This window comes from Ottowia oryzae (assembly GCF_003008535.1).
Classification (GTDB): Bacteria; Pseudomonadota; Gammaproteobacteria; order Burkholderiales; family Burkholderiaceae_C; genus Ottowia; species Ottowia oryzae.
Genome location: NZ_CP027666.1, coordinates 417522 through 431420, shown reverse-complemented (window position 1 = coordinate 431420; position 13899 = coordinate 417522). Strand labels below are relative to the sequence as shown.

15 protein-coding genes are annotated in these 13899 nt (G+C 67.8%); 7 read left to right on the top strand and 8 right to left on the bottom strand.

The genetic code is table 11. The annotated features are described in order from the left end of the window. The first annotated feature begins 33 nt into the window (after window positions 1-33). Window positions 34-1278 (top strand): MFS transporter, encoded by a 1245-nt coding sequence (locus tag C6570_RS01985; RefSeq protein WP_106701581.1) that lies wholly within the window; start codon window positions 34-36, stop codon window positions 1276-1278. A gap of 167 nt (window positions 1279-1445) precedes the next feature. On the opposite strand, the gene C6570_RS01980 is transcribed toward C6570_RS01985, so the two are convergent. The 8 genes from C6570_RS01980 to C6570_RS01945 all read right to left on the bottom strand — a co-directional run bounded on the left by C6570_RS01980 (window position 1446) and on the right by C6570_RS01945 (window position 8168). After that, window positions 1446-1748 (bottom strand): helix-hairpin-helix domain-containing protein, encoded by a 303-nt coding sequence (locus C6570_RS01980; RefSeq protein ID WP_245896269.1) that lies wholly within the window; start codon window positions 1746-1748, stop codon window positions 1446-1448. A gap of 37 nt (window positions 1749-1785) precedes the next feature. Continuing rightward, a complete protein-coding gene (locus C6570_RS01975) occupies window positions 1786-2730 on the bottom strand; it encodes a 2-hydroxyacid dehydrogenase (protein WP_106704463.1) in 945 nt (314 codons plus the stop codon). A 160-nt stretch (window positions 2731-2890) separates the two neighbouring features. Then, window positions 2891-3877: an NAD(P)H-dependent flavin oxidoreductase gene (locus C6570_RS01970; RefSeq protein WP_245896390.1), complete on the bottom strand. Its 987-nt coding sequence runs from the start codon at window positions 3875-3877 to the stop codon at window positions 2891-2893. Between the two features lie 348 nt (window positions 3878-4225). After that, a complete protein-coding gene (locus C6570_RS01965) occupies window positions 4226-4963 on the bottom strand; it encodes an amino acid ABC transporter ATP-binding protein (RefSeq protein ID WP_106701577.1) in 738 nt (245 codons plus the stop codon). After that, window positions 4960-5673: an amino acid ABC transporter permease gene (locus tag C6570_RS01960; RefSeq protein WP_106701575.1), complete on the bottom strand. Its 714-nt coding sequence runs from the start codon at window positions 5671-5673 to the stop codon at window positions 4960-4962. The genes C6570_RS01965 and C6570_RS01960 overlap by 4 nt, the downstream gene beginning before the upstream one ends. 10 nt (window positions 5674-5683) lie before the next feature. Next, window positions 5684-6379 carry an amino acid ABC transporter permease gene (locus C6570_RS01955; RefSeq protein WP_106701573.1) on the bottom strand — a complete coding sequence of 232 codons (696 nt, stop codon included), beginning with the start codon at window positions 6377-6379 and terminating at the stop codon, window positions 5684-5686. A gap of 53 nt (window positions 6380-6432) precedes the next feature. Further along, the gene (locus C6570_RS01950) at window positions 6433-7260 is read right to left on the bottom strand and encodes a transporter substrate-binding domain-containing protein (RefSeq protein WP_106701571.1); all 828 of its coding nucleotides are present in this window, start codon (window positions 7258-7260) and stop codon (window positions 6433-6435) included. A 188-nt stretch (window positions 7261-7448) separates the two neighbouring features. After that, entirely contained in the window at window positions 7449-8168 is a 720-nt protein-coding gene (locus C6570_RS01945; protein WP_106701569.1) for an aldolase, read from the bottom strand. A 182-nt stretch (window positions 8169-8350) separates the two neighbouring features. Between C6570_RS01945 and hpaR the strand changes: the two genes are divergently transcribed. Genes hpaR through hpaD form a run of 6 tightly spaced genes read left to right on the top strand, consistent with a single transcriptional unit; the run spans window position 8351 to window position 13898 of the window. After that, entirely contained in the window at window positions 8351-8869 is a 519-nt protein-coding gene (gene hpaR, locus C6570_RS01940) for a homoprotocatechuate degradation operon regulator HpaR (RefSeq protein ID WP_106701567.1), read from the top strand. Then, window positions 8866-9618, top strand: a complete 753-nt coding sequence (locus tag C6570_RS01935; RefSeq protein ID WP_106701565.1) for a fumarylacetoacetate hydrolase family protein — start codon at window positions 8866-8868, stop codon at window positions 9616-9618. Before hpaR ends, C6570_RS01935 begins: the two co-directional genes overlap by 4 nt. Beyond that, on the top strand, window positions 9615-10424 hold the full coding sequence (locus C6570_RS01930) for a fumarylacetoacetate hydrolase family protein (RefSeq protein WP_106701563.1): 810 nt from the start codon (window positions 9615-9617) through the stop codon (window positions 10422-10424). Before C6570_RS01935 ends, C6570_RS01930 begins: the two co-directional genes overlap by 4 nt. Window positions 10425-10436: 12 nt before the next feature. Then, window positions 10437-11906: a 5-carboxymethyl-2-hydroxymuconate semialdehyde dehydrogenase gene (gene hpaE, locus C6570_RS01925; protein WP_106701561.1), complete on the top strand. Its 1470-nt coding sequence runs from the start codon at window positions 10437-10439 to the stop codon at window positions 11904-11906. A 60-nt stretch (window positions 11907-11966) separates the two neighbouring features. Continuing rightward, window positions 11967-12953: a Bug family tripartite tricarboxylate transporter substrate binding protein gene (locus tag C6570_RS01920; RefSeq protein WP_106701559.1), complete on the top strand. Its 987-nt coding sequence runs from the start codon at window positions 11967-11969 to the stop codon at window positions 12951-12953. Window positions 12954-12974: 21 nt separating this feature from the next. Further along, a complete protein-coding gene (hpaD, locus tag C6570_RS01915; protein ID WP_106701557.1) occupies window positions 12975-13898 on the top strand; it encodes a 3,4-dihydroxyphenylacetate 2,3-dioxygenase in 924 nt (307 codons plus the stop codon). The last annotated feature ends 1 nt before the right edge of the window (window position 13899 follow it).

Here is a 13899-nt window from a genome sequence, read left to right as displayed (position 1 = left end):
TCGCCCGGTTGACCCCGTTCCTTGGAGATTTCGATGAACGCTGTTGTACCGCCCGGCCCAGCTTCTTCGCCGCCGCCCACGCCTTCACGCAACCGCCTGCTGGTCACCTCCGGCATGGGCTGGATGTTCGACGCCATGGACGTGGGGCTGCTGTCCTTCATCCTCGCGGCGCTGAAGGCCGACTGGGGCCTGTCGGCCGGCCAGATGGGCTGGATCGGCGCCATCAACTCGATCGGTATGGCCGTGGGCGCCATGATGTTCGGCATGATGGCCGACCGCATCGGCCGCAAGCACGTGTTCGTCATCACGCTGCTGCTGTTTGCCATTGCCAGCGGCCTGTCGGCCTTTGCCAGTACGCTGGCGGTGCTGATGGTGCTGCGCTTTTTCATCGGCATGGGGCTAGGGGGCGAGTTGCCGGTGGCCAGCACTTATGTGTCCGAGCGCGTGCCCGCGCACGAGCGGGGCCGCGTCGTGGTGCTGCTGGAAAGCTTCTGGGCGCTGGGCTGGATATTGGCCGCGCTGATCGCCTACTTCGTCATTCCGCGCTTCGACAAGGACACGGGCTGGCGCGTGGCGCTGCTGCTGGGCGCGCTGCCGGCGTTCTACGCGCTGTACCTGCGCCGCAAGTTGCCTGATGACAAGCCCACTGCGCCGCCGTCGGCCGGCCTGCCCTGGACGGCGCGGCTGGCGCGCCTGTGGGCGCCCGAATACAAGCGCGCCACCGTGATGCTGTGGGTGCTGTGGTTCACGGTGGTGTTCTCGTACTATGGCATGTTCCTGTGGCTGCCCAGCGTGATGATCGGCAAGGGCTTCGCGCTGATCAAAAGCTTTGAATACGTGCTGCTGATGACGCTGGCGCAGCTGCCTGGCTACTTCACCGCCGCGTGGCTGATCGAGCGCATGGGCCGCAAGTTCGTGCTGGTGGTGTACCTGCTGGGCACGGCGGGCAGCGCCTGGATGTTCGGCAGCGCCGACACGCAAGAAGCGCTGCTGCTGTGGGGCGCGCTGCTGTCGTTCTTCAACCTGGGCGCCTGGGGTGCGCTGTACGCGTATTCGCCCGAGAACTATCCCGCCCAGATTCGCGCCAGCGGCGTGGGCATGGCGGCGGGCATCGGGCGCATCGGCGGCATTCTGGGGCCGCTGACCATCCCGTACCTGGGCGCGCAGGGCTGGGCCACCGGTGCCATCTTTGGCCTGTTCGCCGTCACCATCGTCGTCGGCGCGTTGGCCGTGGCCGTGCTGGGGCGCGAGACCAAGGGCGAGCTGGCCGTGCATTGACGCGAAGGGCTGGGCGCGTGCGGCGCGCCGCCCGAAAGTGTGGGTGCTTCGTTTTTGATAGCTGTCGGCGCTTATGGCAATGGCGCTGGCGGCCGAAATGAAGGCCAAACCTACCTGGGCACGTCACCCCGACATGCCTCCATTGGTAAGGGGCACGCCCAGTCAACTCAGCTGGCCGCGCCTTGCGCATTCGCCAGCGCCACCACCGCCGCGATGGCGGCGCGCGCCTGCGGGCTGTTGTGCCAGCAGCTCGCGCGCAGCATGTGGGCTACGCGCTGGGTGATCGCGGCGGCGTCCAGGCCGGCCAGCTGATCCAGGCTTTCAAACCCCGCTTCTTCCAGCCGCTGCACCACCGTCGGGCCAACGCCGCGCAAGGCCAGCAGGCGGGCGCGTTCGTCTGGCGCAAAGCCCGCGTGGGGCGTCTGAGCTTGTTGCGGCCGCTGGTCGGCGGGGGCGGTGGGTGTCGGCATGGCTTGAGGATAGCCCGGTGCGCGCGTCGAAACGCGCTCAATCCACGGCGGTCACCACGCCCGTGCCCGCAAAGAAGCCGTCCGCGTTGCGCAGGAAATGGTCGACCGTGGCCTGTACGGCCTCGGGCGACCAGCCTGCCAGGTGGGGCGACAGCAGCACGTTGTCCAGCGCGACCAGCTGCTCGGGCGGGCGTGGCTCGTTCTCATACACGTCCAGGCCCGCGCCGGCAATGGTGCCGCTGCGCAGGGCCTGCGCCAGCGCGTCGGTGTCGACCACGCTGCCGCGCGAGATGTTGATCAAGTAACCGCGCGGGCCCAGCGCCTGCAGCACTTCGGCGTTGATGGCGTGGCGCGTGCCGGGGCCGCCGGGCGTGGCGCACACCAGCACGTCGCACCATTGCGCAAGGCCCAGCAGGGTGTCGAAATACCGGTGCTCGGCCGCGTCCTGGCGCGGCTGGCGGTTGTGATAGCCCACCGGCATGTCGAAGCCCGCCGCGCGCCGCGCAATGGCCAGCCCGATCGTGCCCAGGCCAAAGATGCCCATGCGCTTGCCCGACACGTTGGGCGGCATGGCCACGCTGTCGCGCCAGCCACCGGCGCGGCACAACTGGTCCAGCGGGCGCAGCTGGCGGATCACGCCAATCGTCAGTCCAAAGGCGTGGTCGGCCACGCAGGCTGCGTTGGTGCCGGCGCCGTTGGCCACCACGATGCCGCGCTGGCGGGCCGCCGCCACGTCGATGTTTTCATACCCCACGCCCAGCGCGCAGACCAGCTGCAGCTGGGGCATGGCGGCCATCTCGTCGGCGGTCAGCCCCACCGTGCCAATGGTCAGAACCGCTTGAAAGCGTTCGCCCTGCGCGGCGATGGCGGAGGCACGCTCGGCAGGCGTGGGCGCATAGACGATGTGGTAGCCCGCGCCGATCTGCGCCAGGTGTTCGGGTGACAGTGTGTGCAATACCAGCAAAGTGGGGCGGAGAGACATGGTGTGCTTTTCTATGAAATAGATAGCTGCGAGCGCTTGCCCCAAGCGGGCCAGCGGCCAATTGGATGAAAAGAAAAGAGGGCCGCCATCAACGTGGTGGTCGACGTGGCCATCGTGCGACCCGCTGCCCAAGCGTGGCGGTGCCGGCGGGTTGGGCCCGTCAGCTCAACCCCTTGGCCAGCGCCGCCGTGATCTGCGCGGCGGGCGCGCTGCGGCATTGGCTGGCGTTCTGACCGCTCCACATCGAGGTGAAATCGCTGCGGCCCAGCTTTTCAGCCGCCGCACGCAGCGGGGCAACGGCGGCGGTGGCCAGCGGAAAGGTGGGCGCATTGGGGCTGATGGGGCCTTGCTCGCGCATCAACCGGTTGACGATGCCGCGCGCCGGCCGGCCGGTGAAGCAGTTGGTCACGGCGGTGTGGCGTGCGGCCTCGCTTTGCAGCGCCGCGCGGTGCAGCGGCGAGGTGGTGGCCTCGTCCGCGCACAGGTAGGCCGTGCCCACCTGAACGCCCGCCGCGCCCAGCGCCATCGCGGCGCGCACGCCAGCCGCATCGGCAATGCCGCCGGCGGCGATCACCGGCAGGCGCACGGCGGCCACGATCTGCGGCAGCAGCGCGAAGGTGCCGGGCTGCTCGGTCAAATCGTCGCTCAGAAAGTGGCCGCGGTGGCCACCGGCTTCCCAGCCTTGGGCGATGATGGCGTCGGCGCCGTGCTCTTGAAGCCATAGCGCCTCGCGCACGGTGGTGGCCGACGACAGCACGAAAGCGCCCCAGGCCTTGACGCGCGCGAGCAAGTCCGGCGCGGGCAGGCCGAAGTGAAAGCTGACGACGGGCGGCGCGAACTCGGCCAGCAGATCGGCCGCTTCGGCAGTGAACGGCGCGCGCCCTGGGCCAGCGGGGATGGCGGCAATGTCCAGCCCCAGTTCATCGTAGTAAGGCGCCAGCGCGGCGCGCCAGGCAGCTTCGCGAGCGGCATCGGGCACGGGCGGCGTGTGGCTGAAGTAGTTGACGTTGTACGGCAGGCCGCTGGCCTTGAGCGCGCCCAGTTCAGCGCGCAGCGCATCGGCGCCCAGCATGGCGCAGGGCAGCGAACCCAAGCCGCCCGCGCCGCTGACGGCCAGCGCCAGCGCGCTGCCTTGCACGCCGGCCATGGGGGCCTGGATGAGGGGGTGGCGGGTGCCAAGGCGGTCGGCTAAAGCGGTCACGGTAGATCCTGATCCTGTGGTGCACGGCGATGCCGGTCATTCTGTTCGATCTGGGCCGCGCAATGCGCTGACGCGCAGCAAACACCTGCTGCAAATGCGCTTGATGCTGCAGCGGGCGGCCCGCGGTGCGCCGGGCGCTGGTCGAGCTTTGCGGGGCAGCGTCCTGCGCAGAAGGTGATGGGCGACAGCCCTGCTGCATTGAGCGAAAAACAACGCTCTAGCGCAGGCGTGACAAGCGCCGGCAGCTATCAAAATCATTGCAATCGGTTGACGGGGCGACCACGCCGCCGCAGATCAACTGCTGAAGGGCGAGCGGATGTCGGACAGGAACTTCTGCGTGCGCTGGTGCTGCGGGTGGTTGAAGAAGTCGTGCGGCGCGGCCCGCTCTACCACCGCGCCCTGGTCCATGAAGATCACGCGGTCGGCCACTTCGCGGGCGAAGCCCATCTCGTGCGTGACGCAGACCATCGTCATGCCGTCCCTGGCCAGGTCGCGCATGACCAGCAGCACCTCGCCCACCATTTCCGGGTCCAGCGCGCTGGTGGGCTCGTCGAACAGGATGACTGGCGGGCGCAGCGTGAGGGCGCGCGCAATCGCCACGCGCTGCTGCTGCCCGCCCGACAGCTGGCTGGGAATGGCCTGCGCCTTGTGCGCCAGGCCCACGCGGTCGAGCAGCGCCATGGCGCGTTCGCGCGCCTCGGCGGGCGTCAGCTTCTTGAGCTGCATGGCGGCCAGCGTGCAGTTTTCCAGCACCGTGAGGTGCGGAAACAGGTTGAACTGCTGAAACACGAAGCCAATGCCCGCACGCAGCGCGTTCACGTTCTGCTGAGGCGCATGCACGTCCTGCCCGTCCACCAGGATGCGCCCGCCCTGGATCTCTTCCAGCCGGTTGATGGTGCGGATCAGCGTCGATTTGCCCGAGCCCGAAGGCCCGCACACCACCACCACTTCGCCCGTGGTGATGATTTCATTGACGTCCACCAGCGCGTGGTAGTCGCCATACCATTTGTTGACGTTCTGCAGTTCAATCATGTTGCGATGGCCGGTGCGATGTGGGTGCCCAGGCCCCGGCGCGCCAGGCGCCGCTCGACGTAGTGCGCGAGGCGCGACAGGCCGAAGCACAGCACGAAATACGTCAGCCCCAGGATGCCGAACACTTCGGCCGGCTTGGTGAAAGTCAGGGTGTTGATCTGGTTGGCGATGAAGCTCACCTCGGTCAGGCCGATGATGTAGCCCAGCGACGTCTCTTTGATGGTCGAGATGAACTGGTTGACCAGCGAGGGCAGCGAATTGCGCAGCCCCTGCGGCAGCACCACGGTGCGCATCGCCGTCAGGTAGGGCAGGCCCAGCGAACGGGCGCATTCCATCTGCCCCTTGGGCAGGCCCTGCACGCCCGCGCGCACGATCTCGGCCAGGTAGGCCGCGTCAAACACCACCAGCGCGATCAGCATCGTCCAGAACTGGTCGGTTTTCACGCCCGTCACGCTGGGCAGGAAGAAGTAGGCCCAGAACACCACCATCAGCAGCGGCATGCCGCGCACCAAGTAGATGAAGGTGGTGACCGGCACGCGCACCCACGCCCAGGGCGACACGCGCATCAGCCCGAAGACCAGGCCCAGCGGCAGCGACAGCAGCAGGCCCAGGGTGGCCAGGATCAGCGTCAGTGCCAGCCCGCCCAGGGGGCCGTTGGGGTACTGGCCGACCAGGAAGTACAGCCAGTACTGTTGAATCAGCTCGATCACGGGCGCGGCCTCACATCGTGCGCACCGGGTAGCGGTGCTGGAACCACGCAGCCAGGCCCGTGATGATCATCGACACGGTCAAGTAGGCCGCGCTGGCGAAGGCGAAGGCTTCAAAGCTGCGAAACGACTGGCTTTCCACCTGGCCGGCCTGGTACATCATCTCGGCCGCGCCGATCACGGTGGCGATCGAGGTGCCTTTCCACAGGTTCAGCGTTTGCGAGATCAGCGGCGGCACCGTCAGGCGAAACGCCTGCGGCAGGATCACCAGACGCATGGCGCGCAGATAGGGCAGGCCGATGGCGCGCGCCGCCTCCAGCTGCACCGCCGGCACCGCGCGGATGCCGCTGCGGATGTCCTCGGCCATGTACGCCGCCGTGTAGAAACCGATGGCCAGCACGGCGCAGATCGATTCCACCGGGCCTTCGTACAGTGCGGCCTTCACCGACTCGGGCAGCAGCTCGGGCACGCCGAAATACCAGAAAAGCATTTGCGCCAGCAGCGGGATGCTGCGCACCACCTCGACGTAGCTGGCGCCCAGCGCGCGCAGGATCTTGTACGGCGACAGCCGGCACAACGCAATCAGCAGGCCCAGCGGCAGCGCCAGACACAGGCCGTAGAACAGGTACTGCAGCGACATCAACAGGCCAGACACCAGCATGTCGTGGTACTGGCCCGCGATGAGCATCTGCGGATCGAATTGGATCATGGGCGCGTGGGCTCAAAAAAGGGCCGCTGCGGCGGCCCTGCAAGATCAACCGGTTATTCGGAGATCTGGTCGCTTTCCATCTTGAAGCGGCGCTGGCCCATTTTCAGCGGGCTCTTGCTGCCAAAGTGCTGGTCGTACAGCGATTGCGCCTTGCCGGTGGATTCCAGCTCGCGCAGCGTGTCGTCCACCACTTTCTTCAGGGCTGGCTCGCCCTTCTTGATGCCCAGCGCCAGCGCTTCAGAGCTGATCGTGGTGGGCAGCAGGCGGTAGTTCTTGGCGTCGCTGCCCATGGCCACCAGCGCGCGCGCCAGGCTCTGGTCTTCGTTGACGAACGCCACGGCCTTGCCTTGCTGCATGGCCACCAGCGCCTGCGGCGAGGTGTCGAACGACACCACGGTCACCGTCGGTACGGCTTTCTTGATGTTCACTTCCATCGAGCTGCCTTTGGCCGTGGCCACGCGCTTGCCAGCCAGGTCGGGCACGTCCTTGATTGGGCTGGCGGCCTTCACCATCACTTGCTGGTTGGCCACGAAGGTGGTGACGGAGAAATCGATCTGCGCCTCGCGCTCTTTGTTGTGCGTGAGCGATGCGGCCAGCAGGTCGACGTGGCCTTGCTGCAGCTCAGGAATGCGCGCAGCCAGGGTGATCTGCTTGAACACCGGCTTCACGCCGATCTTTTGCGCCACGGCGCGGCCCAGGTCCACCTCGTAGCCCACCAGCTCGCGCGTTTTCGGGTCGATGTAGCTGTTGGGCTCATCGGTGCCCAGCACGCCCACCACCAGCTCGCCTTTTTTCTTGATGTCCGCCAGTTGATCCGCGTACACGGTGGTGCCGAACACCGCCAGGCCAGCGGCCACTGTGGCAAGCCAACGAAACTTCATGGGAACTCTCCTTCAATCGGTTGTTTGCCCCACGGTGCCGCATCCTCGGCATTTTTCGGAGCGCGGTGACTGTAACAGGGCTGTGCTAGCGGCAACGGCCGCTGCCAGCGGGCCCCGCCCTGGCGCTGCCGCCGGCGGGACATGGCCGCCGTGCAGCTGGGCCGGCTGACCCGCCCGCGCGGGCGGCCTCAAAGCTTGCGGCGCAGCGCTTCAAAGAACAGCTCGGACTGCAGGCGCTCGCCCAGCGTTTGCGCGCACACGCGCGCCGCCAGATCGGCCGCCACGGGCGCCAGCGGGCGCCCGGTGGATTGGGCCAGCACCTGCGCCTCGCAGGCGCGCTCCAGGTAGTAAAGGTCGTCGTACGCGTGGTCGATGCGGGCGCCGCACACCACCACGCCGTGGTTGCCCAGAAAGCCGATGTCCGCATCGCCCATGGCGGCGGCGATGCGCTCGCCCTCGCGCGCGTCCAGCGCCAGGCCGCTGTAGTGGGCGTCCACCGCCGTGCGGCCATGAAAGCGCATCGCGTTTTGCGACAGCGTGGTGTCCAGCGCGCGGTCGGCCGTCAACGTCAGCGCGGTGGCGTAGGGCATGTGCGTGTGCAGCACGCAGGCCTGGCGGCACAGGCGGTGAATGGCGGCATGGATGAACATGGCCGTGGGCTCCACCGCATGGCGACCGGCCAGCCGCTGGCCTTCGGTATCGACCATCACCACGTCGTCCGGCTGCACCTCGGCCCACATCAGGCCCCTGGGGTTGAGCAAAAAGCGCCCGCTGCCGTCGGGCAGCTCCACGCTGAAATGGTTGCACACGCCCTCGGCCAGACCGTGGTGCGCGGCGGCGCGCAGCGCCAGGGCCAGGTCGGCGCGCAGCTGGCGCACCTCGGCGGAATCGAAATCGAGCGGGGTCATGCGGGGTTCCTGTGGGGTGCTGGAGTTCTTCGGGGCGCCATGCGCGATGGCACAGCGCGAGCGTAGCGCGTCCGCCGCGCTTGCATCAGCGCCGGTCAGCCTCGCGGCGGTCGCTGCCCTGCCGCTGACAAGCCGCCTCAAGTGGGCTTGCGTCGAACCCAGATATTTAATACATTAAATAAATGGCTCGCGATCAGGCATTCACCCACCGCAACCTGCCGCTTCTGCTGCTGAAGGCGCGCGAGGCGCTGATGCAGAACCGGCGCCCCGCACTGCGCGCGCACGGCCTGTCCGACCAGCAATGGCGCGTGTTGCGCGTGCTGGCCGAGCCGGCGCACGCGGCAGGGCTGGATACCGGCACGCTGGCGCGCGAGGCTCATTTGCTGGGCCCCAGCCTCACCGGCATGTTGGTGCGCATGGAAGCGGCGGGCCTCGTGCAGCGCGAACGCAGCGCCGAGGACGCACGCCGCAGCGTGGTGCGCGCTACGCCAGCGGGGGCGGCGCTGGCCGCCTCGCTGCGTCAGGCCATCGAGGCGCAGTACGGCGAGCTGGAGGCGCACATCGGCCCCCAGCGCCTGACGCAGCTGTACGCCCTGCTCGACGAACTGATTGCGCTGCAGGGCAGCGACGAAGAACAGGAGACCGAGGACATGACCAGTCTGGCCAGCGCCGCCAACCCCTTGACCGGGTCGGTCGCATGAACGCGCTGGCCACGCGCGCCCCCGCGCCTGCGCCCGCCGCCGCGTGGCTGCCGTGCGGCACCGTCTACGGCACGCTGCTGAACTTCCAGCGCGAGCGCGACCTGTGGGCGCCCCGGATGACCCAGCCGCCGTACCTGGCCGCGCCGCAGGCTCCGGTGCTGTACGTCAAGACCGCCAACACCTTCGCGCTGGGCGGTGCCGCGGTGCCCGTGCCCGCGCCGGTCTGGCTGGGGCCCACGCTGGGTCTGGTCATCGGTGAATATGAGCCAAACAGCCCTGCAGCGCAGGATGGACAAGCGCCGGCAGCTATAAAAAACAGAGTTATCGGTGGCGTGACCGTGTCGGCCTGCGTGCTGATGAACGACCTTTGCCTGCCGCATGAAAGCTACTACCGCCCCGCCATCCGCTACCGCAACCGCGACGGCTTTCTGGTGTGCGGCACGCAGCCGGTGCGTGCGACCCAGGTCGATCTGGCGACCCTGCGCATCGAAGCGTGGCTGAACGGCACGCTGGTTCAAACGCTCGACCTCGCCACGCTGGTGCGCGACGCCGCCACGCTGCTGGCCGATGTCAGCAGCTTCATGACTTTGCAGCCCGGCGACGTGCTGCTGCTGGGCACCGACTGCCTGGCCGACGGCAGCCGCCCATTGGCGCAGCCGGGTGACCATGTCGAAATACGCGCCCCAGGTTTTCCCACGCTGTCACACAGCCTTGTCGCCCAGGCCGATGAAGAAGGTGGTGCCCCATGAAGCACGCCCGCATCGCCTGGGCTGGGGCCCTGCATGACGCGATCGAAAGCGATGGCCAGCTGGAGCTGCTTACCCCCGCGTTCCGCGGCCAGCGCGTCGGGTTTGACGACGTTGTCTGGCTGCCCCCGCTGGCGCCCACGCCGCCGCACCGTCCGCGCACCGTGCTGGCGCTGGGCCTGAACTACGCCGATCACGCCAAAGAGCTGGCCTTCAAGCCGCCCGAAGAACCTCTGGCCTTTGCCAAGGGTGCCGCATCGCTCATCGGCCACCGCGCACGCACCGTGCGCCCGGCGGGCGTGAAGAACATGCACTACGAATGCGAGCTGGCCGTGGTCATCGGCCGCGAAGCCCGGCGCGTGAGAAAGGCCGACGCCTACGACTTTGTGCGCGGCTACACCGTCGCCAACGACTTCGCCATCCGCGACTACCTGGAGAACTGGTACCGCCCCAACCTGCGCGTGAAGAACCGCGACACCTGCACGCCCATCGGCCCCTGGCTGGTGGACGCGGCCGACGTGCACCAACTCAGCGGCGGGCCCATGGCCCTGAAGCTGCAAACCACCGTCAATGGCCAGGTCACCCAGCAGGGCAGCACCGCCGACATGGTCTTCGACGTGCCCACGCTGATCGAATACTTCAGCAGCTTCATGACGCTGTACCCCGGCGATGTGATCCTGACCGGCACGCCCGACGGCGTGGTGGACTGCCCCGTGGGCGCCGAAGTGGTGTGCAGCGTGCAAGGCATTGGCGAGCTGCAGACCACCATGGTTTCTGAACCCAACAGGGCGCCAGCGCCCGCCCCATAAGCGCAAGCAGCTATGAAAATTGATCACCTCATCAACGGCAAGCCGGTCGCTGGCGACACCTACTTCGAAACCGTGAACCCCGCCACGCAGGCGGTGCTCGCCGAGGTGGCCGCCGGTGGCGCAGACCAGGTCAACGCTGCCGTGGCCGCCGCCAAAGACGCCTTTCCTGCCTGGGCCGGCCTGCCTGCCACCGAGCGCGCCAAGAAAGTGCGTGCCCTCGGCGAACTCATCGCCCAACATGTGCCTGAACTGGCCAAGACCGAGACCGACGACACCGGGCAAACCATCAGTCAGACGGGCAAGCAGCTGGTGCCGCGCGCGGCCGACAACTTCAGCTATTTCGCCGAGATGTGCACGCGGGTGGACGGCCACACCTACCCCACGCCGACGCACCTGAACTACACGCTGTTCGCGCCCGTAGGCGTGTGCGCCCTCATCAGCCCGTGGAACGTGCCCTTCATGACCGCCACGTGGAAGGTGGCCCCCTGCCTGGCCTTCGGCAACACGGCGGTGTTGAAGATGAGCGAGCTCAGCCCCCTCACGGCGGCGCGCCTGGGCGAGCTGGCGCTGCAAGCCGGCATCCCGCCCGGCGTGCTGAACGTGGTGCACGGCTACGGCAAGGAGGTGGGCGAGCCGCTGTGCGCGCATCCCGACGTGCGCGCCATCAGCTTCACCGGCAGCACCGCCACCGGCAACCGCATCGTGCGCACGGCTGGGTTGAAAAAATTCAGCATGGAGCTGGGCGGCAAAAGCCCCTTCGTGGTCTTTGAAGACGCCGACCTCGACCGCGCGCTGGACGCCGCCGTGTTCATGATCTTCAGCAACAACGGCGAACGCTGCACCGCGGGCAGCCGCATTCTGGTGCAACAGAGCATCTACGCCGACTTCGCGGCGAAGTTTGCGGAGCGCGCCAAGCGCATCACCGTGGGCGACCCGCAGGACGAGCGGACCCTCATCGGCCCGATGATCAGCCAAGGCCACCTGGCCAAGGTGCGCAGCTACATCGAGCTGGGGCCGAAGGAAGGCGCCACGCTGCTGTGCGGCGGGCTGGACCGGCCCAGCTACGCACCCGAATTGCCCGCCCACGTGGCCCAGGGCAACTACGTCTGGCCCACCGTGTTCGCCGACGTGGACAACCGCATGAGGATTGCGCAGGAAGAAATCTTCGGCCCCGTGGCCTGCCTGATCCCGTTCAAGGACGAGGCCGACGCGATCCGCCAGGCCAACGACATCGACTACGGCCTGTCCAGCTACGTGTGGACCGAGAACCTTGGTCGAGCCCACCGCGTGGCCGCCGCCATCGAAGCGGGCATGTGCTTTGTCAACAGCCAGAACGTGCGCGATTTGCGCCAGCCCTTCGGTGGCACCAAGGCCAGCGGCACCGGGCGCGAAGGCGGCACCTGGAGCTACGAGGTGTTCCTGGAGCCGAAAAACGTGGCCGTGTCGCTGGGCGGCCACCACATACCGCACTGGGGCGTGTAAGCCGGTGCGTGGCAGCTAAGACCACCGGGCAGCGCCCGGATAACGACAAGGAGACAAGCGATGCCAACCCCAGACCCCCATCGCCGCCGGCTGTTGCAGGCCGGCGCCGCGCTCAGCCTGGCGCCCTGGCTGGGCACCGCCACGGCGCAAGACTGGCCCAGCCGGCCGGTGCGCATCGTCGTGCCCTTCACGCCAGGGGGCACGACCGATTTCGTCACGCGGCTGGTCGGCGTTGAGCTGGCCAAGGCCATCGGCCAGCCGGTGCTGGTAGAAAACAAGCCCGGCGCCGGCACCGTGATCGGCGTGGACAACGTGGCCAAGTCCGCCCCGGATGGCTACAGCCTGGTCACCGTGGCCAACAGCTTCTGCGTGAACGCCACGCTGCTGAAAAAGCTGCCCTACGACACGCTGAAAGACCTGCGGCCCGTCGCGCTGATGGGCATGTCCGAACACGTGCTGGCCGCGCACCCCGGCAATGGCCTGAAAAGCGTGGCCGACATCGTCGCGCAGGCCAAGGCGGGCAAGCCGCTCAGCTACGCGTCGTTCGGGCAGGGCACCTCGGCCCACCTGGCCGGTGAAACGCTGAAGCTGGCGCTGAACACGCCCAACATCGTGCATGTGCCCTACAAGGGCCAGGCGCCTGCGCTGGCGGATCTGCTGGGCGGCCAGGTCAGCATGATGTTCGGCAACTGGCCGGAATTTCGCAGCCACATCCAGCAGGGCAAGCTGGTGGCGCTGGGCATGGCCACGGCCAAGCGGTCGGTGTACGCGCCAGACATTCCCACGCTGGCCGAACAAGGCGCCAAGGTCGAATCCAATTCATGGAACGGCCTGCTGGCGCCCGCCGCCGTACCCGACGCGGTGGTGCAGCGCCTGAACCAGGCGGTGAACAAGGCCCTGCGCCAGCCCACGGTGGTCGAGGCGTTTCGCACCGGCGGCATCGCCGACAAATCCGGCACGCCCGCCGAGTTCACCACTTTCATCCGCAGCGAAATCGACCGGTACGCCGACGTGATTCGCAAAGCGGGCATCACTTCGCAAGCGTGAGCGCGCCAGAGGAGAAGCACCATGGGAACCCTCGCCCTTGCCGCCAAGATCACCCACGTGCCCAGCATGTACCTGAGCGAGTTGCCCGGCCCGCGCCAGGGCACGCGGCAGGACGCCATCGATGGCCACCGCGAGATCGGCCGCCGCTGCCGCGAGCTGGGGGTGGACACCATCGTCGTGTTCGATACGCACTGGCTCGTCAACGCGGGCTACCACCTGAACTGCGCGCCCCACTGGCAGGGCACCTACACCAGCAACGAGCTGCCGCACTTCATCAGCAACCTGCCGTACGCCTGCCCCAGCAACCCCGAGCTGGGGCGCCTGCTGGCCAAGGTCTGCAACGAACACGGCGTGGAAACCCTGGCGCACGACAGCACCACGCTGGGCCCCGAATACGGCACCCTGGTGCCGATGCGCTACATGAATGCCGACCAGCACTTCAAGGCCATCTGCGTATCGGCGCTGTGCACCAGCCACTATCTGAACGATAGCGCTCGATTGGGCTGGGCCATGCGCGAGGCGGTGGAAAAGCACTACGACGGCACCGTGGCCTTCCTGGCCAGCGGCTCGCTGTCGCACCGCTTTGCGCAGAACGGGCTGGCGCCCGAATTCGCCTTCAAGGTCTGGAGCCCGCTGCTTGAGCGGCTCGACCACGAGGTGGTGCGCATGTGGCAAAACGGCGAATGGGCCGACTTCTGCGCCATGCTGCCCGAGTACGCCAGCAAGGGCCACGGAGAGGGCTTCATGCACGACACCGCCATGCTGCTGGGCGCTTTGGGCTGGTCGGCCTACGACGGGCGGGTGGAGGTGGTCACGCCGTACTTTGGCGCGTCGGGCACGGGGCAGATCAACGCCATCTTTCCCGTTACGCCGCAAGACGGCAGCGCCGTGCCGCCGCCCGAGGCTTCGCGCGCCCAGGCTTTCAAGGCCTTTCCACGACTCTGAC